Origin of the sequence: Nocardiopsis sp. NPDC101807 (assembly GCF_044766605.1) — a bacterium.
GTDB lineage: Bacteria > Actinomycetota > Actinomycetes > Streptosporangiales > Streptosporangiaceae > Nocardiopsis > Nocardiopsis tropica.
Map to the genome: position 1 here is coordinate 474,962 of NZ_JBIWMK010000006.1, position 21,606 is coordinate 496,567.

Below are 21,606 nucleotides of genomic sequence, written 5' to 3' on the forward strand. Positions count from 1 at the left end.
CCGTTGATGTCCCCCGACTCGGACCAGGAGCTGGGCCGGGCCCGTCCCGCCTCTCCGCCGACCCCCTCCGGGGAGCCCCCCGTCCGCGGCGCCGGACCGGCGGTCGGCCCGCCCCCCTTCCCCCGAGGGGGTGAGGCCCGGACCGGCGGCCACGCCCGTGACCGCGTGGGCCGCGCACGCCGCTGGCTCCGCACCACACCGGCCCGGGTGTGGCTGCTGACAGTGGTGTGCCTGGTGTCCCTGGCGGGGCTGTTCGGCTCGGCGACCCTCACCCTCAACCAGGCGCGCGGTGGTCTGGACGTGGTCGGCCACGCGGCCGGGCCGCAGGCCCTGGCCACCACCAACCTGTACCTCGCCCTCGCCGACATGGACGCCCGGACGGCGGACGTCCTGCTCATGGGCACCGGTCACGACCTGGGCTCGGGCCGCGCGGAGGCGTTGGAGCGGTACGAGGCCAGCCGGGGCCGGGCCAACGAGGCGCTGCTCCAGGCCGCCTCCCTCATCGAGGACAACGCCGAGGAGGGCGGAACCGGGGCGGACGGTTCCGGGGAGGAGGGCGCCGAGGAGGCCACTGCCGGAGAGGTCGCCACCGGGGAGGACGGAGCCGGAGAGGGCGACGCCGGGGAGGGCAGGGCCGAGGAGCGCAGCGTCCAGGAGCTCAACCTCCAGGCCGTCCTCGACGGGATGGGCGCCTACGAGCGGTTGGCCACCGAGGCGCGGCTCCTCAACGACGAGGCGCAGGCGCCTCCGGGGAACGTGGACGAGGCGGCGCTGGAGTCGTACCGCGAGGCCACGCACCTGATGCACACCGAGCTCCTGCCCAAGGCGTTCAACGTGGGCCTGGACTCCTCGGCGATCGTCCGGGCCAACCACGAGGAGGGGCAGTCGGCCGTCGCGCTCGGCCTGGTGTGGGTGGGCGCCGCCGGAGCGGTGACGCTCGTCGCGATGGTCGTCCTCCAGCTCTACCTGCGGGTGCGCTTCCGCCGCCGGGTCAACGCCCCCGTGCTCGCCGCGACCGCCGGGACGGCCCTGCTCACCGCCGGCGTGGTCCTCGCGCTCGTCGCCAGCGGAGGCCACCAGCGCGATGCCAAGGACGGGCTGGACGCGGCCATGGCGCTGTCCCGCGCCGGGGCGATCTCCACCGTCATGCAGGCCGACCAGAGCCGCTTCCTGGCCGAGCCGGAGCAGGCCGGCGCCGACAACTACCAGCAGGTGTACCTGGAACGGGCACAGCAGGTGCTGTTCCGCCCGGCCGACAACCTGGACGACTACTACGAGGCCATCGGAGAGGTGGTCGCCGAGTACCCGGACCTTCCCGGACCCGACGGGGCCGACCGGGGCGGGGCGGACGGCAGGGACGGCGAGGAGGACGAGGACCCCGGCACGCTGGGCTACCTGGGACGGAGCGCCCAGGAAGCACTGGCCTCCTCGGGCCGGGAGGAGCCGCTGCCGAGCCAGGAGCAGGCGCTCGCCGACGTGCTGGCGTCCTACGACGCCCTCCAGGCCGAGGACCGCGAACTGCGCGCCGCGGCGGACAGGGGCGACACCGACTCCGCCGTCGCCATCAGGATGGGGATCGCCCACGCGGAGGACGGCGCGTTCCGCGCCTACGAGGACGCGCTCGGAGAGCTGACCGGCCAGCACACGGCCGAGTTCGACGGAGGCATCGGCCGCGGGGATTCCGTCCTGGCCCCGTGGTCGTGGCTGCTGCCCGCCGGAACGGTCGTCCTGCTCGCCCTCGTCGTGGCCGGGGTGCGCCCCCGGCTGGCCGAGTACCGCTGACCGACGAGAGACGAGGAACAGGCCGATGATGTTTCGACACCGCCGCACCGTCGCCGCGGCGGCCCTGGCCGCCGCGGCGGTGTCCGGGATGTCCGCCTGCTCGGCGGTGCTGGGCGAGGAGGGGTCCCTCGTGGACGCCACGTCCCTGACCGTGGGGGTCAAGGCGGACCAGCCCGGTCTCGGGCTGGAGGTCGGGGAGGACGAATTCGAGGGCTTCGACGTCGACGTGGCGCGGTACATCGCCGAGGAGCTGGGCATCCCCAGGGGCAACGTCGATTTCGTGGGCGTCACGTCCGATGAGCGGGAGGCCGTGCTGGACGCCGAGGACCCGCTGCTGGTCTCGGGCCGCCGTGTGGACATGGTCGTGGCGACCTACTCCATCACCCCGGCCCGCAAGACCGAGGTCACGTTCGCCGGCCCCTACTACGTGGCCAAGCAGGACGTGCTCGTGCGCTCCGACGCCACGGAGATCGAAGGCGTCCGCGACCTGGCGGGGCTCGACGTCTGCCAGGGCAGGGGGTCCAACTCCACCACCCGCATCACCGAGGGTCTCGGCATCGCCGTGACCCCGACGGAGGAGCCGACCTACACGGACTGCATCGACCTGCTGCGGGAGGGCGCTGTGGACGCCGTGTCCACGGACAACCTGATCCTCGCCGGGTTCCTGGCCCAGAGCCCCGGCGAGTTCCGGCTCGTCGGCAACCCCTTCACCGACGAGAAGTACGGTGTCGGCCTGCGGTACGGGGACGTGGCGGCGTGCGAGGCCGTGAACAGGGCCATCAGCAGGATGTACCAGGACGGGGCGGCCGACGACATGCTGCGCAGGTGGTTCGACGGAACCGGTCTGGAGACGCTGGACAGCGTCCCCCAGTTCGAGGGCTGTGCCTGACGGCCCGCCGGGGCCCGCGGTCCCGTGCACGGGGAGCCCCGCCTTCCCCGGGGCACGACCCGTCGGACGGCCACGCCGGAGGGGCCCGGGGGCGTGTCCGCGAGCATCCGGACGAAGTGGCCCGGACCGTATTTATGGCAGATACTGACCCCTGTGCCGGGCAAGGGGGACAGAAGGGGAGTTGTCCGTTGACCATCGTCGAGTTCCTGAACGCGCGTCTGGACGAGGACGAACGCGCGTCGAAGGCCGTTCCGGTGGGAGCGCGCGGCCGGGACCGGGCCCTGGCGGAGGTCGCGGCCAAGCGCAACATCGTGCGCGGATACGCCGACGCGCACCACGCGAGCATGCGCAGCCTCACCCCCGGCCCCCAGGCGGACACGGGCGGCGGCGACCCCTGGTCCGAGCTGCTGGCCTGGCGGCTGGCGGTCAAGTACCTCGCCGCCGTCTACCGGACCCACCCCGAGTACGACCGGTCCTGGGAGGGCTGACCCTCTGACCGCCCGGCCCCCGGACCGCGGCGCGCGGGCTGTGCCGGTGCCGCGGCCCCCGGCCCCGGCGTTCCCGTGCCCGTGGCGGGTCCGTGCGCGGGAACCGTCCCGGGGGACGAGGACACGGCGGAGGGGCGGAGCACGTCAGGCCACGGGAACCGCGGGCAGGGCGAGGAGCCGGTCGACCGTCTCGGCCAGGTCGCGTCCGGAGGCGTCCGGCGGGGCGAACAGCGAGGGGAAACGACCCTCCAGGTGCCCGGACCAGCCCGTCACCAGCCCCGCCCGGCGGGCGCCGGCCACGTCCCAGCCGTGGCCGCTGACCAGGCCCACCCGCTCCGGGGGGAGGCCCAGGGCCCGTGCGGCGGCCAGGTAGGCGCCGGGGGCGGGCTTCCAGTCGCCCGTCGGGTGCGCGGCGACGACGTGGTCCACCAGGTCCAGCAGGTCCGCCCGCTCCAGCAGGGCGCGGTGCAGCGCGGCGTCGCCGTTGCCCAGGGTGGCCACCCCGAGGCCGGCGCCGCGCGCGGCGGCGAGGGCCGCGGCGGCCTCGGGGCGGGGGTCCAGCCAGGCCAGCCCCTCGATGATCGCGTCCTCCGCCGCCGGTGCGATCTGGTGGCCGGTGATGTCCCGGAGCGCGCCCCGGACGACGTCCTCGAAGGAGCGGCCGTCCCCGGACCCGGGCCCGCCGGCCGTCAGGGCCAGGGCGAACGAGTCGCGCAGCAGGTGGTCCGACCAGCGGGTCATGAGCACCCGGGGGATCCCGGCCTCACGGAAGCGCCATTCGAGGGGGCCGAGGGGGAAGAGGGTGTCGAGGACGTCGACGACGAGGGCGGCGGGGCGGAGCGACCGCCCCGCAGGGCTTGTGGCCATGGGTCTCAGCTCCAGGGGAAGAGGGGGCACCCATCCGGGTCCTACCCAGGGAGCGCCGCCTTCAGCACCTCCGGCCGGGGACCTGGTTCTCCCAGAACCCGGGCGCGCCGGGTCGCCGCGCCGGGGCCCGGCCCGTCCGGTGGTCCCGGGTCCGGCGCCCAGGCCGGTCCGGCGCGCCGTCCGGGCCGAGCCCCGTGTCTGAGCCCGGCCCGTCCGTCAGGTGAGCCCGGGACCGGGGTCCCGGCCGCTCCGGCGCTCCCTCCGCGCCGAGCCCCGTGCCTGAGCCCGGCCCGCCCGTCCGATGGTCCCGGGACGGGCGGGCCGGGCGCTCAGAGGGCGTCGAGCCGGGGGATCTGCTCCACGGCCCACGGGCTCAGCAGCCACGGCGTGCGCCCGGCGACCGCCACCAGGTCCGCCCACTCCACCCACGCGTACTCGGCGACCTCCTCCGGGTTGGGGGAGGGCTCTCCCTCGGCCCGGGCCCAGAACACCGGGCAGAACTCGTTCTCGACGATCCCCTCGGCGGACACGGCCCGGTAGCGGAAGTCCGGCAGCGCGGACCGCACCCCGCCCACCGTCAGCCCCAGCTCCTGCCCCGCGCGGCGGCGCACGGCCTCCTCGAACCCCTCCTCCGGCGCGGGATGGCCGCAGCAGCTGTTGGTCCACACACCGGGCCACGTGGTCTTGCCGAGGGCCCGCCGCGTGAGCAGCACCCTGTCGTCCGCGTCCAGGACGTAGCACGAGAACGCCAGGTGCAGCGGGGTGTCCCCGGTGTGCACGGTGGCCTTGTCGGCCACCCCTACCCGCTGGTACTCCTCGTCGAGCAGCACCACGAGCTCGCGGTCGGTGCGAGCCGCGTCCGAGGCGGCTCTCGGCTGGATCACGGATCTCCCCTTACCCATGGGCCTCGTATATCCCATGCGTCGTCTGTGTCCACTCCATGGTCACCTGTCCCTTCGACTGGATTGTGCCCCGCGTGGTGTGCGAGTGCGCATAAGGTTCCTGATGGCCCCGAGTCGGGCGCCACCGGGTCCGCGAGCGCGGGCCCCAGGACGGCAGCGGAGCGGTGACGGAGACGATGACGGAGACGAGGACGGGACCGGCGAACGGGGTCGGACGGGCGGACGGGCCCGGAACCGGTTCCGCCGACGGGGCGGCGCCGGCCCCCGGGGACGCGGGCGCCGCGGGGGCGCAGCAGGGGATCTCCCCCGAGCGGATGGCCGTGTGCCTGGACGTCCTCGCCCGCGCGGGCGAGCTGCCCGACGACCACCCGGACTCGGCCCTCCTGCAACGGGCCACCGCCAAGCTGTTCAAGGCCGTCAAGGAGCGCCGCCGCAAGGAGCGGCAGACCGCCCAGAAGGCCCACGACGAGGCCGTGTTCGCGGCCACCGCCACCGCCGCCCCGGACCGGATCGACGACGAGACCAACGGCCGGGCCCTCACCAGCGGAGCCGGGGGCGCGCTCGCCGGTGTGCTGCGCAAGGCCCGGCCCTGTTACATCTGCAAGCAGAAGTACCGTGAGGTCGACGCCTTCTACCACCAGCTGTGCCCGGCGTGCGCGGCGTTCAACAGGGAGCGGCGTGCGGCCCGCACCGACCTGTCCGGCCGGCGCGCGCTGCTCACCGGCGGGCGCGCGAAGATCGGCATGTACATCGCCCTCCGGCTGCTGAGGGACGGCGCGCACACCACCATCACGACGAGGTTCCCCAACGACGCGGTGCGCCGTTTCGCGGCCATGCCGGACAGCGGCGAGTGGCTGCACCGGCTCCGGGTGGTGGGCATCGACCTGCGCGACCCCGCCCAGGTGGTGCGCCTGGCCGACTCGGTCGCGGAGCAGGGGCCGCTGGACGTCCTCATCAACAACGCCGCCCAGACGGTGCGGCGCTCGCCGGGCTCGTACGGGCCGCTGATCGAGGCGGAGGCGCAGCCGCTCACGGGTGCGGGCCTGCCCGAGCCGCTGGTGCTGGGCGGCGTCCGGCCGCGCGCGCTGGAGGCGGTGGAGGGAGCGGACGACGGGGGAGCCGCGGTGGCGCCGCACGCTCTCACGCCGCAGATGCTCACGTCGCTCGCGCTGACCACGGGGTCGGCCTCGTTGGAGCGGGTGCGCGCCGGCACGGCGATCGACGCGGGCGGCCTGGTCCCGGACCTCGCGGCGGAGAACAGCTGGACGCGGCGGGTCGGCGCGATCGACCCCGTGGAGATGCTCGAAGTGCAGCTGTGCAACGTGAGCGCGCCGTTCATGCTGGTGGACCGGTTGCGGCCCGCCCTGGCGGCGACCTCCGCCCGACGCTCCTACATCGTCAACGTGTCCGCGATGGAGGGGGTGTTCGGCCGCGGCTACAAGGGCCCGGGCCACCCCCACACGAACATGGCCAAGGCCGCGCTCAACATGCTCACCCGGACCAGCGCCGAGGAGATGCTGGAGTCCGACGGCATCCTCATGACCAGCGTGGACACCGGCTGGATCACCGACGAGCGGCCGCACCCGGACAAGGAGCGGATGGCCGAGGCGGGGTTCCACGCGCCGCTCGACCTGGAGGACGGGGCCGCGCGCGTGTACGACCCCATCGTCCGGGGCGAGCTGGGCGAGGACCTGCACGGGTGCTTCCTCAAGGACTACGCGCCCGGGAACTGGTAGGCCGGGACCGGCCGCGCGTCGGGCGGCCGACCCCGGCGGTCCCGGACGCCGTTCGGCCCCCGCGCCGGGCGGCCCCGGACCCCGTCCGGCCGTCCACAGGTGCGCCGTTGCCCCTACCGGGGCGGGTCTTCCTGCGGTTGGCTTGATACAGGGGGCCCTGAGGGCCCGCCCGCACCGTGCTGCCCGGGCACCGGAGCGGCGCACCGGAGCGGCGCACCGGAGCGGCGCACCGGCACGGGCCGCGGGCCGCCCGTCCCGGCGCCGCTCCGGGACCGCGGGGCGCCGGGCCGGACGCGCGGGCCCGGCCCCGGTACGCCTAGGGCTCCAGGACGAGCCGGACCGGGGAGCCGATCCGCTTCTCCAGGCGTTCCACCGCCTCCGGCGCCTCCTCCAGACCCAGGGTCCCGCTGATCGAGCCGGCGAAGTCCAGGCGGCCCGCGCCCACCAGTTCCACCAGTTCGACGACGTGCTCCGGCTCGGAGCCGTAGTGGCCGAGGACCTGCTGCCTGAGGTAGCTGAACCGGGTGCCGTCCTTGATCTCCAGCGGTTTGTCGGTCAGGCCGACCAGGACCAGGCGGCCGTGCTCGCCGAGCAGCCGGAGCGCCTGTTCGCGCACGATCGGGACGCCCGCGAAGTCGAAGGCGGCGTCGAGGCCCCGCCCGCCGGTCAGCTCGCGGACCTTCGCCGCGAAGTCGGGCGCGGCCGAGTCCAGGGCCGCGTCGGCCCCGAACGCCAGGGCGCGCTCCCGGGCCCGGGGATCGGGGTCGGCGGCGATGACCGGGGCGGCGCCCACCAGCCTCAGCAGTTTCACGGCGTGCGCGCCCAGCCCGCCCGCTCCCCACACGCCGACCGACTCCGCCGGGCCGACGCCGGCCGTGGCGGTGACCGCCGCCCACGGCGTGGACACCGCGTCGGGGATGATCGCCGCCTGGTCGAAGGGGAGGGTGTCGGGGATCGGGACGAGGGTCGCCTCGTCGGCGAGCGCGTACTCGGCCCAGCCGCCGTCGTAGTCCACACCGCGTGTGAGGGTCCGGCCGGCGATGTCGCGCTGGCCCGCCTGGAGCGCCACACGGTCCCCGGCCTCGGCGGTCCGGACGTCGGGGCCCAGTTCCTCGACCTCGCCGGACACCTCGTGCCCCAGGGTGACCTCGTCGCCCTCCAGGTACTGCGGTCGGAGGACGCCCTCGACCAGGTGGACGTCGGACAGGCACACGCCCGCCGCCCTCACCCGGACCAGGACCTGGCCCCGGCCGGGGACGGGCCGCGGAACGTCCTTGACCTCCAGGGTCCGGGTCCTCACGTTGAGCCGGGCGGCTCGCATCGTGGCCATGGGCAAACCTCGCAGTCAGTGCGGTCGGGTGCTTCCCCCGATCATCATCGGGGTCCGCCGCGCCGGGGCGGGGACGACACCGGGGGACGGGTCAGAATCGGGTCAAAACACCGATGGACCCACCGATGGACCCACCGATGGTGCGTGACGGTGCGTCGCCGCCGGGGTGCGGAGGGCGCGTGTCCGCCCGCCGCGGTGCCCGGGGCCCGCCCGACGGAGGCGGGCGGCGGCCCGCCCGCCTCCGCGCCGCCGTCGGGGCACGCCGGTACCGCGACGCCCGGCCCCGGCGCCCCCCGTCCCACGGCGCGGGGTCCCGGAGCGGCCGGAGCGGTCCCGGCGCGCCCGTCAGGTGACGTGCCCGCCGCGGTACGCCCAGGCGGCGATCTCCACCCGGTTCCGCGCCCCGAGCTTGCCCTGGACGCTGGCCAGGTGCGTCTTCACGGTGCTCACCGTGACGTACAGCTCCGCGGCGACCTCGGTGTTGGTCAGTCCCCGCGCCACCGAGCGCACGATGTCCAGTTCCCGGGGGGTCAGCCCGCCGTCGTCGGGGGAGGAGCGGGGGGCCGCCGCGGAGAAGTGGCGCAGCAGGCGCACCGTGATCCGCGGGGAGACCAGGGCGTCGCCCCGGGCGGCGGCGCGCACCGCCTCGATCAGCAGGGCCGGGCCCGCGTCCTTCAGCAGGAACCCGACCGCCCCTCCGCCCAGCGCCGCGTGCACGTACTCGTCCAGGTCGAACGTGGTCACCACGACCACCCGGAGCGGGTCCTCCACCCCCGGGCCCGCCAGCCGCCGGGTCGCCTCCAGCCCGTCCACGCCCGGCATCCGGATGTCCATGAGCGTCACGTCCGGGCGCAGCTCCCGCGCCATCCGGACCGCCTCCAGGCCGTCCCCGGCCTCGCCCACCACCGTGATGTCGTCCTCGGCGTCCAGCATGTACCGGAACCCCGTCCGCACCATGCTCTGGTCGTCCGCGAGCAGCACACGGATCGTCATGAGTCCCCTTCCAGCGGCAGCCACGCCCGTACCCGCCATCCGTGCCCCCCGCCTCGCGGCCCCGCGGACAGCTCCCCGCCGAGGATCCGGGCGCGTTCGGCCATCCCGACCAGGCCGAACCCGCCGCCGACGCCGCTCCCCGCTTCGCGGCCGTCGTCGAGCACCTCCACCCCGACCCCGTCCGGACCGGCGCGGACCACCGCGTCCACCGCGTCCGCCCCGCGGGCGTACCGCAGCGCGTTGGTGACGGACTCCTGGACGATCCGCAGGACCGCGGTGCCGACGGTCGGTGGAAGGCCGTCCACGTCGCCCTCGCACCGCACCGACACGCGGGGGAGGCCGTCGGAGGCCGCGGCCTCCAGGCGGGCGAGGCCGCCGGAGAGGTCGGGTGAGAGGGGGACGTCGTCCGGTTCGCGCAGGCGGATCACCATCCCCCGCATGGACTCCAGGGCGCGGGCCCCCGCGGCCTCGATCTCGGGCAGCCCGTCCCGCACCGCCCCGGGGTCGCGTTCGGCGATGTACCGCAGCGCCTGCGCCTGCACGACGATGCCGGTCACCTCGTGGGCGACCACGTCGTGCAGGTCGCGGGCGACGGCCAGGCGCTCCTGGGCGCGCGCCCGCTCGGCGTGGGACCGCCGCTGGAACGCCCTCCAGCGCAGGTACAGGCCGGGGGCCAGCCCGGCCGCCACCATCATCAGGGACGGCGAGACGACCTCGTAGCCGTTGGGCTCGCGCAGCTGGTCGGTGAGGCCCGCCGCGAACGCGCACAGCACGACCGCGGCGACCTGCCAGGGGCGGCAGCGCAGCGCCGCCAGCGACAGCAGGACCAGGAGGGGCAGGACCTCCGAGAGCGCGAAGGCGTACCCGAACACGCCCTTCGGCAGGGGGGCCAGCACGGCCGAGGCGGCGACCACCGCGAGCGCGGCGGCGGCCCCGCAGGCGGTGGTCAGGGCGCGGCCCGCGCGGGGGTGCAGGGCGACCAGCGCCACCGCGCACGCGATCGCGCCCGCGGCCGTCGGCACGTAGTCCATGGGTGAGCGCGGCGGTCCCGGCCAGTCCGGAAGGGTCTGCTGCTGGACGGTGCCGACCAGGCCGTACCCCCAGGCCACGGCCAGCACGCCGGCCACGGCCCACGGCACGAGCCGGACGGCCGCGCCCTCCAGTCCCGGCATGAGGCCGTGCGGAGGGGAGGGGATGTTGTTCGACGCCATGCGCCCAGGCTAGACGCCTCGGCTCCCGGAGCCCTCGGCCGAAAGGACGGTGTTCGCCCGCAGCGCGGCGGCCGTGGCGGGGTCGGCCGGGAGGAACGCCTCGATGGTGAGTTCGGACAGTGTCACGTCCACGGCGGTGCCGAAGGTCGCGACCGTGCTGAGGAAGGCCAGCTCGCCGCCGCCGTGGCGCAGGCGCAGCGGCACCGCGAGGTCGTACGGGCCCGGCACGCGCCCGCCCGGCGGCACGCCTCCCCCGGGGTAGCCGCGCAGTTCCTCGTGGAGCTCGGCCAGGTCGGGGCGGTCGTTCCACGCGGACTGGCGTTCCAGCCGGTCCAGCAGGTGGGCCCGCCACTCGCCCAGGTTGGCGACACGCGGCGCCATGCCCCCGGGGTGGAGGCTCACCCGGAGCACGTTCACGGGGGGCTCCAGCAGCTCGGCCGACACCCCCTCCAGGAGGAGGCCGACGGCGGCGTTGGCCTCCAGGAGGTTCCAGCGGGAGTCCACGACGACCGCCGGGTAGGGGTCGTGCCCGGCGAGGACCGCCCTCAGGGCGCCGCGCAGGGGCTCCAGCCCGGGGCCGTCGGGGGCGGCCTCGGGGAAGACGGGCGCGAACCCGGCCGCCAGCAGGAGCCGGTTGCGTTCGCGCAGCGGAACCTCCAGGGCCTCGCTCAGGAGGAGCACCATGTCCCGGCTGGGCCGGGAGCGGCCGGTCTCCACGAAGCTCAGGTGCCGGGTGGAGACGTCGGCCTCGATGGACAGGTCCAGCTGGCTGATCCGGCGCCGCTGCCGCCACCCGCGGAGCAGGGCTCCGATCGGCTGGGCCCCCGGTACGGCCGTGTCGGCGGTCACGCGTCCCCCTTCGCGTCACGGCGCAGGAGGACCGCTTCGGCGACGGTGATGCCCGCCACCGCCGCCGCCTGGGCCAGCACGAAGGCTACCCCGACGGCGGTGGGACCGGCCAGGGCGACGACGGCGGCGCTTCCGGCCACCCAGGCGGCGTTCACGGCGATGACCGCGTGTACCCGGGACGGAACGATCGGGGTGGTCGCGGCTCCGAACCACAGGAGGGCGGCGAAGACCAGCAGGAACAGGCCCGAACCGAGCAGGAGGGGGACGGGCAGGCCGAGCGGCGCGGCCAGGAGGGCGGCCCCGGCCGTCAGGAGCAGGCCGGCGCCCGCGCAGGTCGCCGCGTCCAACCGCACGGCGAGGGCGACGCGGTGTCCGGGCCGGGCGGCCGTCCCGTCGGCCGGGCCGGAGGTTCCGGGGGTGCGGGTGCCGGGGAGGTGGGCGGTCATGGGATCTCCTTCGTCGGTGTCGCTGCCGGTCGTCCGGCACGCCCCAAGGGTCCCGCCGGACGGTGCGCGCTGTCGATGACGTCGGAGGTAACGGCCGGAGCCCTCGGCCGAAAGGAGGAGGGGGCCGGGGAGGCCGTTCGTCTGTTCGGTCGATGTGCGGGGGAGGGCCCCGGAGCGAGTCTGGGGACACGCACACGAGGGGAGCAGACGTGACCGACGTACAGCCGGGGCCGTATCCGCAGAGGGACCGGTATCCGGGGGACGCGCCGCGGCCGGCGCGGGCCCCCGCGCCCGGGGACGCGCCCGCGTCGGCCGCCGCGCCGGGCCCGGGGACCGGGGGGCGGCGCGGCCCGGACGGTCGGGTGGACGACACGCCGCCGGAGGCGTCCCGGCGCGTGGCCTTCCTGGACGTCGCCCGCGCGCTCGCGATGATCGGCGTGGTGCTGATGAACGCGCCCTTCGTCGTGTTCTCGGCGGAGATGGCGGGGGAGCTCGACCGCTCGACCCTGACCTCTCTCGTGGACACCGGGCTGAGCCTGCTGCTGAGCGGCAAGGCGCGGGCGGTGCTCATGGTCCTGATCGGGGTCGGGGCGGTGCTGGCCTGGCGTTCGGCGGTCCGGCGCGGCGGGCGTCCGGCGGCCGTGATGGCGCGCCGCTACGCCGTGCTGGGGCTGCTGTTCGGGGTGCCGCACCTGCTGGTGTTCGACGGCGACATCCTCACCCACTACGCCCTGACGGCGCTCCTGCTGGTCCCCCTCATGCCGCTGCTGACCGGCGGCTCCCGCGTGCGCCCCCTCGCGGCGGCCCTCGTGCTGTTCGCGGCGGCGCCGTTCGCGGAACTCCTCCTCCACTCCCTGCTGCCCCCGCACAGCTGGACGACGCTGGTCGTCCAGGTGCCGCAGACCCTGGGGTTCTTCTGCGTGGGCGCGTGGCTGGCCCGCCGCCCCGAACTCGCGCCGGGGGCCGGGGCCGCGCCCTCGCGCCTGCCGGTGGTCATGCTGTGGACGGGGCTGGCCCTCGAAGTGCTCGGGTACGGCGCCATGCTCGCCGCCGACGTGTTCTTCCCGATGGAGATGGGCGCCGACGGCGTCCCGGTGCTCGGGGACGACGGCATGCCCGTGGAGCCGGCGGGGTCGTCGCTGCTGGTGTCCCTCGCGTCCACGCTGATGGGCGGGGGCGGCGCGCTGTTCTACCTGGGCCTGGTGTGGTGGCTCGTGCGCCGGGACCGGACGGCGGCCCGGGTGCTGGGCGCCCTCGCCCCGCTCGGTCGGATGACCCTCACGGTGTACCTGGCCAGCACGGCGGTGTTCCTGGCGGTGATGGGGCCGCTGGAGGGCGAGATCCCGCTGCTGGCGCAGTACGGCGTGGCGTTGGCGTTCTTCGTGGCCGCTGCGGCCTTCGCGCGGGTGTGGAGCGGCTGGCTGCGGCTCGGCCCCCTGGAGTGGCTGTGGCGGAGCCTGACCTACCTGCGGCCGATGCCGATGCGGCGCTCCGGCGCCGTGCGGGTGCGGCGTCCCGACCCCCGTTCCGGTGCCGTGCCGGCCCCCGTGCCGGCCCCCGTGCCGGCCTCCGTGCCGACTCCGGGGCAGCACGGTGCGGGCGGGCCCTCGGGTCCCCCTGTGTCAAGTGAACCGCAGGGGGACGCGCCCCGGTAGGGGCGAGCGCGCACCTGTGGACGGCCGACCCGGCCCCCGCCCCGCCCGGGGCGGGGGCCGGACGGCGTCCGGGGCCGCGGGGCAAGGGCCCGGCGCGCGTCCGGGACCGCCGGGGTCAGCCGCCCGCCACGGACGGGAGCACCCGCACGTTCGCGCCGTCGGGGACCGGCGCCGCCAGCCCTCCCGCGCCGCGGCACTCGTCGCCGTCCACGAACACGTTGACGTACCGGCGCAGCTCCCCGCGCTCGTCGCGGATGCGCCGGTCCAGGCCCGGGTGCAGGGCGGTGAGCGCGTCCAGGACCCCGCCGAGCGGCGTGCCGTCCGCGGCCTCGACCTGGACGTGGGCGGCGCCGTCGGCGTCGGCCCGGAGCAGTCCCGGCAGGTGCACCGTCACACGCATGTCAGACCTCCGTCGCGCGGACGCACAGGACGTCGGGCAGGTGTGCCACCACCTGCTCCCAGCCGTCCCCGTCGTCGGTGGAGACGTAGACGTCGCCGGAGCGGGTGCCGAAGTAGAAGCCCGGCACGTCGGCGCCGTCGGTGCAGGCGCCGTCGCGCAGCACGATCCCGAAGTAGGGGTCCTGCGGCAGCCCCCGGACCGCCGGCCGCCAGCTCCCGCCCCCGTCGTCGGTCCGGTACACCGCCAGCCGGTCGCCCGGCGTCAGGTGCACCTCCTGGCTGACCACCGGGAAGTTGAACGCGCTGAGCGGGCGGTGCGGGTGGGCGACCAGGGCGAACCCGAAGTCGGTGGGCAGCCCCTCCTCCACCGCCGTCCACCCCTCGCCGGCGGGGTCGGCGCTGCGGTACACGCCGTGGTGGTTCTGGGCGTACATCGACCCGTCCGGGGCGACGGCCACCTTGTGCACGCACTGGCCGAACTCGGGCTCCTCCTCGGGAAGGAAGACCGCCGAGATGCCCCGGTTGGCCGGGTTCCAGCTCGCACCCCCGTCGCGTGTCTGGTAGACACCTCCGGTGGACATGGCCACCGTGATCGCGTCGGGTGAGCGGTCGCCCGCGCCGAGCACGCCGGGCAGGACCGTGTGGATGGCCGCGCCGCCCGCGCCCGGGAACCACTCGGCCCGGTGCGGGTGGTCCCACAGCGCCCGCACCAGCTCGAAGCTCAGGCCGCCGTCGGTGGAACGGAAGAGCGCGTGCGGCTCGACCCCCGCGTACACGGTGCCGGGGTCCTCGCCGAAGGCGAACTGCCAGGCGCGGACGAAGGACGCGTCGGTGTCCTCCGGGAAGGCGATGGGCGCGGACGCGGGCTCGTGCCAGGTGCGGCCGAGGTCGTCGCTGTACCAGACGCTGGGGCCGAAGTGCGAGCTCTCCGCCCCGGCGAGGATGCGGCCGGTGTGGGGGTCGACGCCGACCGCGTACACCGCGCTCATGCTGGCGTAGTCCGCGGCGTCGATCCGGTGGGGGCCCTCCACCTCCCAGCGCCGACGATCCTCGCTCCGGGCCGTGAAGAGGCCCTTGCGTGTGCCGATGAGCAGCAGATATGCCATGACCAACTCCAGGAAGCGATCGATGACTCCACTGTGGCACAAGGGTGTGACAATCCGTGAGGAGGCGTGGCCGTGGCGGGTTCCGGACAGGGCGGGGAGTCAATGGTTAGGAACCTGAACGATTTACCGCCGGTGTTTAATGAGTTCCGACCGGAAATGGTTCGCCCCTCGGCGGCATAACCGCCCTGAGAGGGGAACCACTTTCCTGGCGGTGGTTCCGTCCCCAGTGGAAGGCGGGTGTCAGACCGAGACTCCTCTGCAATAAAATTCCGGGCCAACCGGTGCACCCGTGCGGACCCGGCCTGTGCCCGCACGGTTGCGTTCCTCGTGAACAACAGGCCAGACGACTTCCCGCTCCCCGGTTCCCACTGTGCGTTTCAGGACTACCGTCCCAATGGTCCCGCGTACCAGGGAGAACCGGGTTCCCACTCGATAGGGTCGCCTCATGCACCACCCCCCGGACACGCTCCACGCCCGCAAACGGCGTAAGGCCCGAGCCATGATCGTGTCAGCCGCCTTCCAACTCTTCGCCGAACACGGATTCGACAACGTCACGGTCGCCTCGATCGCGGAACGCGCGGAGGTGGGTCGCACCACCTTCTTCCGGTACTTCGGCGACAAGCAGCAGGTGCTGTTCGCCGACGACGAGGCCGAGGTCGACCGCATGTGCGCCTACGTGCGGGAGAAGGCCGCGCAGCCGATCGGCGACGACCTGCACGCCGCGGTAGGACTGCTCCGGGAGGCCAACGCGGCCACCCGGCCGCACGCCGCACTGTCCCCCGCCCACTCCGCGGTCCTGGTGCGGCTGCTCGCGGAGAGCACCGAACTGCGCTCGCGCTACCTCCTCACCCAGCACCAGCGGGCCTCCCGGCTGGCCGGGGCCCTGGTGGAGGCGGGCACGCCCGAGAACATCGCCGTGCTCGCCGCCCACACCGCCATGGCCTGTGAGCTGACCGCCATGCGCCTCTCCGAGACCCCGGAGGCGTTCGTCCCCCGTCTGGACGAGGCCCACCTGCTGCTGCGCGCCATCGGAAGGCAGGCGGCCTCCTGAACAGGGGGCTGCCCCTCCGCAGAGCGGGCCCCGGGCCGAGGGTCGCCCGCCGTGCCCGTGCACGGGGCGGGTGAGTCTGCTTCCGGACACCACCGCCACGGCCGGGCCCACCGCTCCGGCCGGCGCGTAGGGGACGCGTAGCGCGTCCTCGTGCCCCCCACGAGGGGGTGAGCGCCGCCGTGAGCGGCCCGACCGCCGCCATGCCCACGGCCCCGGCCCTTCCGGCCGACCGTGCGCATGGCGGCGTCGTTCTTCCCGGGCCCCTGTCGCTCCGGTCCCGGCCGCCCCTGCCCCTGGCCCCCGGGCCCCGTCGCTCCGGATCCCGGTCGCCCCGGTCCCGGCTCCCCCCGGGCTCCTGCCGCCCGGGACCACGTGCCCTGGCCCCCGGGGCATGTGCCCCGGTGCTGCGCGGCCGTGCGCCACGGTCGGACGGCCCGCCGCCGGGCCGGGTCCACGGCAGCGGACCGCGCACCCCCGCTGTGCGGGGGTCGCCGTCGCCCCACCGGGTACGGCACCGGGAGGATCGTCCTCGACCTGCGGGTGCACCGAACCCTGGAAGGGACCGACGAGACCATGAGCCCGATCATCGAACCCGGACCGACGGGGGCCGCCTGATGTCCGCCACCGGAGCCGCCGGGGACACGGTCGTGTCGAGGGTGGAGGGCCGACTCGGCCGCCTCACGCTCAACCGCCCCCGCGCCATCAACGCCCTCGACCACGCCATGGTGGGCGCCCTCCGGGACGCCCTCACCGCCTGGGAGGACGACGACGCCGTCGCCGCCGTCCTGCTCGACGGGGCCGGGGAGCGCGGCCTGTGCGCGGGCGGCGACGTCCGCGCCATCCGCGCCAGCGCCCTCGACGGGGACCTGCGCGCCGCGGCCTTCTGGCGCGACGAGTACCTGCTCAACGCGCACATCGCCCGCTACGCCAAGCCCTACGCCGCGTTCATGGACGGCGTGGTGATGGGCGGCGGCGTGGGGGTGTCCGCGCACGGGTCCGTCCGGATCGTCACCGAGCGAACCGTCCTCGGGATGCCCGAGACCACGATCGGCTTCGTGCCCGACGTCGGCGGCACGTACCTGCTGTCCCGGACGCCGGGGGAGACGGGCACGCACCTGGCGCTCACCGCCGGGTCGGTCGGCGCGGGCGACGCCCTGTACCTGGGCCTGGCCGACCACTTCGTGCCCTCCGACCGGCTGCCGGACCTGGCCGCCGCGCTCGCGGACGCGGCCTCCGCCGAGGAGGTCGCCGAAGCGGTGGGCCGGTTCGCCGAGGCCGCCCCCGTCTCCGTCCTGGACGGCCAGAGGCACTGGATCGACTCCTGCTACGCGGCCGACACCGCCGAGGAGGTCGTGGAGCGGCTGCGCTCCCACGGCGACCCGGAGGCGGCGCGGGCCGCCGCGACCGTCCTCGCCAAGTCGCCCACCGCCGTGAAGGTCACTCTGGCGGCGCTGCGCCGCGCCCGGGAGCTGCCGGGGCTGGGGGCGGTCCTGGAACAGGAGTACCGGGTCTCCTGCGCGGCCCTGGCCTCGCCCGACGTGGCCGAGGGCGTCCGCGCGCAGGTGGTCGACAAGGACCGCTCGCCCAAGTGGGTGCCGGACACCCTGGAGGCGGTCACCGACGAGGACGTCGCCCGGCACTTCGTCCCCGCGCCGGACGGCCCGCTCGGGCTGGCCTAGCCCGGGGGCGAACCCGGGCCGTCCCGCTCCCCCGGCCGGGGGAGCGGGACGGCCGCGTCCTGCGGGGTCAGAGGCGTCGGCCCTCGCACCGGCAGGACGGCCAGGGCTGGGAGCAGTCCTGGCAGAACTCCTTCGGCGGGTCCGACGTGTCCACCCGGCCGAAGGGCTCCAGCAGTGTCCCTCCGAGCTGCTGGGACAGGACCGGGTGCGGCCAGGGGCACCAGGACACGGTGACGGCGGTGTCCTGTCCGAGGGGGACCACGCACACGCAGTCGGGCCAGGGTTGCAGGCAGTTCGGGCAGATCTTGTCCATGGCGCTTTCCAGGGCTGGTGGAACCGGAGACGTGGAGCGGCTCGTCCGGGCGGGCGTCACCCGTTCCCGTGGAGTGTGCCGATCAGGTCGGCGATGCGCCCGGCCTCGGCCGTCGCGCCGGTTTCGAGGGCGAGGGCGTGGACCTTCTCCAGGGCGCGGACGACCTCGCCGCCGGCAGGTTCGGCGTTGAGCACCTCGGTGATCTGGCTCCTGGGGTAGCGGCGGTGGCCGCCCAGGGTGCGGAGGGAGGTGAGGCGGCCGTCCTTCTCCCAGCGTGTGACGGTCTTGGGGTCCACGCGGAACAGTCGGGCGACCTCGCCGGGCGTGAGGAGTTCCTCGGCGGTGTCCATGAGGGGCTGTACGGGGGTCATCGGTCGTTTCTCCAGCTCGAAGCGTATGCGTATGCGTAGGCGGATGTCGCGGTGAAGTCGAGGGTGGTCGCGGAAGCGGGGCGAGCGGGTGCGGACCGGGGCCGCCGGGCTGTCGCCCGGTGGCCCCGTGCCCTGCGTCCGGCTCGGGTTCCCGGGGCGCTACCCGTCCTCGCGGTCCCGGGTGCTCTCCTCGCGGCTGCTGTCGCCGTTGCCCCAGCGCACACCGTCCATGGTGGCGGGGACCCGGTGACCGGAGGCCCGGAGGGCGTTCTCCCAGCGCAGTTCCATGGCGATCAGCTCGCCCTGGCGGTCGTAGGCGGCCTGTTCCTCGGGGGTGAGCGGGGCGTCGTCGGCGCAGAGGCGGGCGGGGCCTCGTCGCGGCGGTCGCTGTCGGTTCACGGGGTGCCCCCGGTGTCGGTGGCGTCGAGGACCCGGTACGCGGAGTGTGTGGAAGGCGCGGAAGGCGCGGTAGGCGTCGGGGGCGCAGAGCGGGCGCGGGGCCGGTCGGGCGGCCGGGAGTGCTTCTGAAGGCTCGCCTCCAGCTGGGCCGGGGTGGGTTCGACCTCGGTGCGCCAGTGGACGTCGTCGCGGTGGGCGGTGGCGATCCACATGCGGCCGGTCCAGATGATGCGGTGGGTGCGACCCCAGGTTTCCCGCAGGCGGGCGAGGACGGTGCCCGGGGGTTCCCAGGTGCGGGCCTGGTGGTCCATGTGGTCGCCCTCGTGACCCGCCTCGATGACGCAGCAGCGCGGGATGCCGTTCCGGTCGAGGGAGGTCTCGGCGCAGTGCGGGGGCATCATGCCGCCCTCACCTCCAGGCGGTGGAGGCCGTCCAGGACTGCTTCGAGAACGTCGCGCGGCGTCGGGGCGCAGGGCACGAAGCGGGCGGGGGCGTAGGCCCGGACCCGGGCCGCCCGCCGTGGTCGTCGGCGGCGCATGGCCTCCGAGGCGATGAAGCGGGCGGCCACCAGGGCCGAGGGGTTCAGGTAGCGCACAGGATGCACACCTCCTGGTCGGAGCCGGGTGGGAGGCCCGGCGGGATTCATCAGGTAGGCCCATCGTTGCGCTATGTCTCAAAAAATGCAAGACCAACTTTTAAGTTAGTGAGAGTATTGCAGGTAGTTCCCCTAGAACCAGGTTGGTGATGAGCAAAATGTCCGAAAACCAAGGTCGCGCCCTACGATCGAAGGCCACGCATGCCACACCAGCAGGGAGCGACGTGGTGACAACCTCACCTCCGCTGAGCAAGCGGCGCCTTTCCAAGCGGCTACAGGAAGCTCGCAAGGCAACAGGCATGACTGCCGATCAAGTGGTGGATCGTGCACGTCAGCTCGGTGGGGGCAGGTGGTCAGCCTCGAAAATCACCCGGCTGGAGCGCAACGAGTGGGTGCGGCCAAAGCTGGAAGACGTGGAGTTGCTGCTCGACATCTACGATGTCGACCCTGTGATGCGTGCTGAATGTGTTCGCCTGGTGAAAGAAGCTCGCCAGAAGGAGTGGGCGGACTCTTACTCCGACGTACTGGGGCGCGGGTGGCTGACGGGGATGGAGCCAGGGGCGACGCGCATCCGTGACGTCGCGATCGCGGTAATCCCCGGACTGCTCCAGACTCAGGCATACGCGCGAGCGGTCATTGTGGGTGGCGGCATCGTCGACGCAAGCGAGATTGATCGGCGTGTCGAAGCTCGGATGCTCCGTCAGCGGATCCTGGGAGTTGGAGCGGAAGGCCCGAAGTACTGGGCGGTGATCGATGAAGCGGCGTTGCGCAAGGTTCCGGCCAGCCTGCGTGAACACCAGTTTCAACACCTCATCGACGTTCAGCGTCCGGATCTACGTATCCAGATCCTGCCTGACGCGGCTGGCCTCCATGCGGCGATCAGCGGCGGTTTCACCATCCTGGACTTCGAGGATGACTCAAGCGTGGGGTACAGCGAGGATGCGGCTACCCAGCGGGTACATGAAGAAATAGAGGATGTGGAAGCGTTCGACCTCGTGTATCAGTATGTGAGCGCATCCGCTCTGGGAGTACAGGAGTCTCTGGCGCTGTTGGAGAGCCTCCTGAGCAGCCCAACCAGTTGAAGGACACCTAATGCAATCCCACCTCGACCCGACCAGCTTGAAGTTCCGTAAGTCCAGCTACTCCGGCGCGCGCACAGAGAACTGTGTGGAGGTCGCGGAGCTGCCTGCCGGCGCGGCCGTGCGCGACACGCAGAACCGGGAGCTCGGTCACCTGGAGTTCGGTGGCACCGAGTGGTCCGCACTCCTCGCGGGCGTTCGCACCACCGGCCTGTAGAGAACGCAGCGGAGGCCCCCAGCGCTGCTGGGGGCCTCCGTCGTTGCATACCTGATGCAATCCCGCGCCAACTCTACTCGGCCGCTCGGATGCCGGGTAGGGGAGAAGGCCCGGCTCCTGGTGACCGCGCCGGTCGGTCCGTGACGATCTGCGATCGCTCTTTCGCCCAACGCGACAGAGGGGCTAAAGTCCGCCGTGGAGTCCCCGACCCGAGGATGCGCCATGGACGCACGGACGCTGCACGACATCGCCGCCATAACCGACCCACTTGAGAGAGCCCGCGCAGCGTCAGCGGCCATGACCAGCTTGCAGGGCCAAAGCGTGGAGCTGTCCCGGATACGGCGCGCGGCGATCATCGAGGCCCAACGGTCCGGCCTCCGTCAGGAAGACATCGCACGGCACCTCGGGGTGTCGCCCGGTCGTGTGAGCCAGATGAAGAAGGCCGCCGCAGAAGATTCCGAGCACAAAGCGCCGACCGGGCCCCTCGACCCGCGTCCGCGCGTGCTGGTCGAACGCGCACTGCCCACTCCGCCTGCCATCCGCGGATCCAAGTCCCTGTACCTGACCGAAGCTCAGCAGCAGGGTCTCAAGCCGGAGCGGAAGATGCTGTTCGTCGGGCAGGAGCCCGCGAACGAACATGTTGCCCTCGGCCTGCGCGTCGAACCCGGTGACAACGTGATCGCCAGGCGCAAGATGTTCTGGGCCAACGAGATTCCCGTGCGGATCTCGACCTCGTACTTTCGTCTGGACGTCGGCGAGAACACGCGCCTCGACGGCGAGGGTTTCGTCCTGCCGACACTTCAGGCCGCCATCGAGGACATGGGCCACCGGTTCGGGAACGCCACCGAGACCCTGACCGCGCGTCCGGCCACACCGTACGAGGCCGACCTCCTGGACATCCCGGGTGAGTGGGTGGTGCAGGTGCTTCGGGTCAGCTACTCGACCGAGGACGTTCCCGTGCACGCCTTGGAGACGATCTGTGCTGCCTCCCGCCACTCGTTCCCGGTCGGGCAGGTGACCGGTTCCGACCAGTTCTGAAGTCTGGACGAGAAGCGGCCCGGAGAAGCCGGGGCCGTTGCCCGTCCTGAGGGCGGGCGAGGAACCTGGCCCTGCTCCAAGGGCTGTAGAAGGACGTGCCCCCGGTCGCCTGGGTGACAGGAAGGGCGCCACTAGGTGTCTAGTTTCCAGGGTCCTCCCGCCGTACTCTTCCGGGCAGGAGCTACCGACTCGCATCCCTATGAAGAAGGCG

23 protein-coding genes and 1 pseudogene are annotated in these 21,606 nt (G+C 74.0%); 10 read left to right on the forward strand and 14 right to left on the reverse strand.

Features of this window, described 5'->3' with window-relative positions; all coding sequences use genetic code 11:
* Nucleotides 1–6: 6 nt before the first annotated feature.
* From ACIRPH_RS20965 to ACIRPH_RS20975, 3 genes are all read left to right on the forward strand, one after another.
* Nucleotides 7–1,782 (forward strand): hypothetical protein, encoded by a 1,776-nt coding sequence (locus ACIRPH_RS20965; protein WP_402916739.1) that lies wholly within the window; start codon nucleotides 7–9, stop codon nucleotides 1,780–1,782.
* A 25-nt stretch (nucleotides 1,783–1,807) separates the two neighbouring features.
* Nucleotides 1,808–2,671, forward strand: coding sequence for a glutamate ABC transporter substrate-binding protein (locus tag ACIRPH_RS20970; protein ID WP_402916741.1), 864 nt, complete (start codon nucleotides 1,808–1,810; stop codon nucleotides 2,669–2,671).
* 188 nt (nucleotides 2,672–2,859) lie between these two features.
* The gene (locus ACIRPH_RS20975) at nucleotides 2,860–3,159 is read left to right on the forward strand and encodes a DUF6221 family protein (RefSeq protein WP_267946961.1); all 300 of its coding nucleotides are present in this window, start codon (nucleotides 2,860–2,862) and stop codon (nucleotides 3,157–3,159) included.
* Between the two features lie 144 nt (nucleotides 3,160–3,303).
* On the opposite strand, the gene ACIRPH_RS20980 is transcribed toward ACIRPH_RS20975, so the two are convergent.
* The gene (locus ACIRPH_RS20980; RefSeq protein WP_402916744.1) at nucleotides 3,304–4,026 is read right to left on the reverse strand and encodes an HAD family hydrolase; all 723 of its coding nucleotides are present in this window, start codon (nucleotides 4,024–4,026) and stop codon (nucleotides 3,304–3,306) included.
* Nucleotides 4,027–4,355: 329 nt separating this feature from the next.
* A complete protein-coding gene (idi, locus tag ACIRPH_RS20985; RefSeq protein ID WP_402916746.1) occupies nucleotides 4,356–4,910 on the reverse strand; it encodes an isopentenyl-diphosphate Delta-isomerase in 555 nt (184 codons plus the stop codon).
* A gap of 332 nt (nucleotides 4,911–5,242) precedes the next feature.
* On the opposite strand from idi, the gene ACIRPH_RS20990 reads away from it, so the two are divergent.
* The gene (locus ACIRPH_RS20990; RefSeq protein WP_402916928.1) at nucleotides 5,243–6,664 is read left to right on the forward strand and encodes an SDR family NAD(P)-dependent oxidoreductase; all 1,422 of its coding nucleotides are present in this window, start codon (nucleotides 5,243–5,245) and stop codon (nucleotides 6,662–6,664) included.
* Nucleotides 6,665–6,980: 316 nt separating this feature from the next.
* Here ACIRPH_RS20990 and ACIRPH_RS20995 read toward each other — a convergent pair whose 3' ends face one another.
* The 5 genes from ACIRPH_RS20995 to ACIRPH_RS21015 form a co-directional block, all read right to left on the reverse strand.
* Nucleotides 6,981–7,994 (reverse strand): zinc-binding dehydrogenase, encoded by a 1,014-nt coding sequence (locus tag ACIRPH_RS20995; protein WP_402916748.1) that lies wholly within the window; start codon nucleotides 7,992–7,994, stop codon nucleotides 6,981–6,983.
* A 345-nt stretch (nucleotides 7,995–8,339) separates the two neighbouring features.
* Nucleotides 8,340–8,987 (reverse strand): response regulator, encoded by a 648-nt coding sequence (locus ACIRPH_RS21000; RefSeq protein ID WP_402916750.1) that lies wholly within the window; start codon nucleotides 8,985–8,987, stop codon nucleotides 8,340–8,342.
* On the reverse strand, nucleotides 8,984–10,198 hold the full coding sequence (locus tag ACIRPH_RS21005) for a sensor histidine kinase (protein ID WP_402916752.1): 1,215 nt from the start codon (nucleotides 10,196–10,198) through the stop codon (nucleotides 8,984–8,986). Before ACIRPH_RS21005 ends, ACIRPH_RS21000 begins: the two co-directional genes overlap by 4 nt.
* Nucleotides 10,199–10,207: 9 nt before the next feature.
* The gene (locus tag ACIRPH_RS21010; RefSeq protein ID WP_402916754.1) at nucleotides 10,208–11,047 is read right to left on the reverse strand and encodes a helix-turn-helix domain-containing protein; all 840 of its coding nucleotides are present in this window, start codon (nucleotides 11,045–11,047) and stop codon (nucleotides 10,208–10,210) included.
* Entirely contained in the window at nucleotides 11,044–11,493 is a 450-nt protein-coding gene (locus tag ACIRPH_RS21015; RefSeq protein ID WP_402916756.1) for a hypothetical protein, read from the reverse strand. The genes ACIRPH_RS21010 and ACIRPH_RS21015 overlap by 4 nt, the downstream gene beginning before the upstream one ends.
* Before the next feature lie 362 nt (nucleotides 11,494–11,855).
* On the opposite strand from ACIRPH_RS21015, the gene ACIRPH_RS21020 reads away from it, so the two are divergent.
* Nucleotides 11,856–13,148 (forward strand): DUF418 domain-containing protein, encoded by a 1,293-nt coding sequence (locus tag ACIRPH_RS21020; protein WP_402916758.1) that lies wholly within the window; start codon nucleotides 11,856–11,858, stop codon nucleotides 13,146–13,148.
* Nucleotides 13,149–13,263: 115 nt separating this feature from the next.
* Here ACIRPH_RS21020 and ACIRPH_RS21025 read toward each other — a convergent pair whose 3' ends face one another.
* Together ACIRPH_RS21025 and ACIRPH_RS21030 are read right to left on the reverse strand one after the other, a co-directional pair.
* Complete coding sequence (locus tag ACIRPH_RS21025) at nucleotides 13,264–13,548, reverse strand: ubiquitin-like small modifier protein 1 (protein WP_402916760.1); 285 nt, start codon at nucleotides 13,546–13,548, stop codon at nucleotides 13,264–13,266.
* 1 nt (nucleotide 13,549) lies between these two features.
* Nucleotides 13,550–14,653: a WD40/YVTN/BNR-like repeat-containing protein gene (locus ACIRPH_RS21030; RefSeq protein ID WP_402916930.1), complete on the reverse strand. Its 1,104-nt coding sequence runs from the start codon at nucleotides 14,651–14,653 to the stop codon at nucleotides 13,550–13,552.
* Between the two features lie 445 nt (nucleotides 14,654–15,098).
* Between ACIRPH_RS21030 and ACIRPH_RS21035 the strand changes: the two genes are divergently transcribed.
* Both ACIRPH_RS21035 and ACIRPH_RS21040 read left to right on the forward strand, forming a co-directional pair.
* Nucleotides 15,099–15,704, forward strand: a complete 606-nt coding sequence (locus tag ACIRPH_RS21035) for a TetR family transcriptional regulator (protein ID WP_402916762.1) — start codon at nucleotides 15,099–15,101, stop codon at nucleotides 15,702–15,704.
* A 614-nt stretch (nucleotides 15,705–16,318) separates the two neighbouring features.
* A complete protein-coding gene (locus ACIRPH_RS21040) occupies nucleotides 16,319–17,383 on the forward strand; it encodes an enoyl-CoA hydratase/isomerase family protein (RefSeq protein WP_402916764.1) in 1,065 nt (354 codons plus the stop codon).
* Nucleotides 17,384–17,450: 67 nt separating this feature from the next.
* Here the strand turns inward: ACIRPH_RS21040 and ACIRPH_RS21045 are convergent, their stop codons facing one another.
* From ACIRPH_RS21045 to ACIRPH_RS21065, 5 genes and pseudogenes are all read right to left on the reverse strand, one after another.
* A complete protein-coding gene (locus tag ACIRPH_RS21045; RefSeq protein WP_402916766.1) occupies nucleotides 17,451–17,696 on the reverse strand; it encodes a hypothetical protein in 246 nt (81 codons plus the stop codon).
* A 176-nt stretch (nucleotides 17,697–17,872) separates the two neighbouring features.
* A pseudogene (locus ACIRPH_RS21050) lies at nucleotides 17,873–18,046 on the reverse strand (BldC family transcriptional regulator); the annotation flags it as partial.
* Nucleotides 18,047–18,226: 180 nt separating this feature from the next.
* On the reverse strand, nucleotides 18,227–18,466 hold the full coding sequence (locus ACIRPH_RS21055; protein ID WP_402916767.1) for a hypothetical protein: 240 nt from the start codon (nucleotides 18,464–18,466) through the stop codon (nucleotides 18,227–18,229).
* Nucleotides 18,463–18,867, reverse strand: a complete 405-nt coding sequence (locus tag ACIRPH_RS21060; RefSeq protein ID WP_402916769.1) for a hypothetical protein — start codon at nucleotides 18,865–18,867, stop codon at nucleotides 18,463–18,465. The genes ACIRPH_RS21055 and ACIRPH_RS21060 overlap by 4 nt, the downstream gene beginning before the upstream one ends.
* Nucleotides 18,864–19,061, reverse strand: a complete 198-nt coding sequence (locus ACIRPH_RS21065; protein ID WP_402916771.1) for a hypothetical protein — start codon at nucleotides 19,059–19,061, stop codon at nucleotides 18,864–18,866. The genes ACIRPH_RS21060 and ACIRPH_RS21065 overlap by 4 nt, the downstream gene beginning before the upstream one ends.
* Nucleotides 19,062–19,210: 149 nt before the next feature.
* Here ACIRPH_RS21065 and ACIRPH_RS21070 point away from each other — a divergent pair, with 149 nt between their 5' ends.
* From ACIRPH_RS21070 to ACIRPH_RS21080, 3 genes are all read left to right on the forward strand, one after another.
* Complete coding sequence (locus tag ACIRPH_RS21070) at nucleotides 19,211–20,143, forward strand: helix-turn-helix domain-containing protein (RefSeq protein WP_402916932.1); 933 nt, start codon at nucleotides 19,211–19,213, stop codon at nucleotides 20,141–20,143.
* A 10-nt stretch (nucleotides 20,144–20,153) separates the two neighbouring features.
* Nucleotides 20,154–20,357 carry a DUF397 domain-containing protein gene (locus ACIRPH_RS21075; protein ID WP_402916773.1) on the forward strand — a complete coding sequence of 68 codons (204 nt, stop codon included), beginning with the start codon at nucleotides 20,154–20,156 and terminating at the stop codon, nucleotides 20,355–20,357.
* A gap of 297 nt (nucleotides 20,358–20,654) precedes the next feature.
* Entirely contained in the window at nucleotides 20,655–21,395 is a 741-nt protein-coding gene (locus tag ACIRPH_RS21080) for a UTRA domain-containing protein (RefSeq protein WP_402916775.1), read from the forward strand.
* Nucleotides 21,396–21,606: the final 211 nt, after the last annotated feature.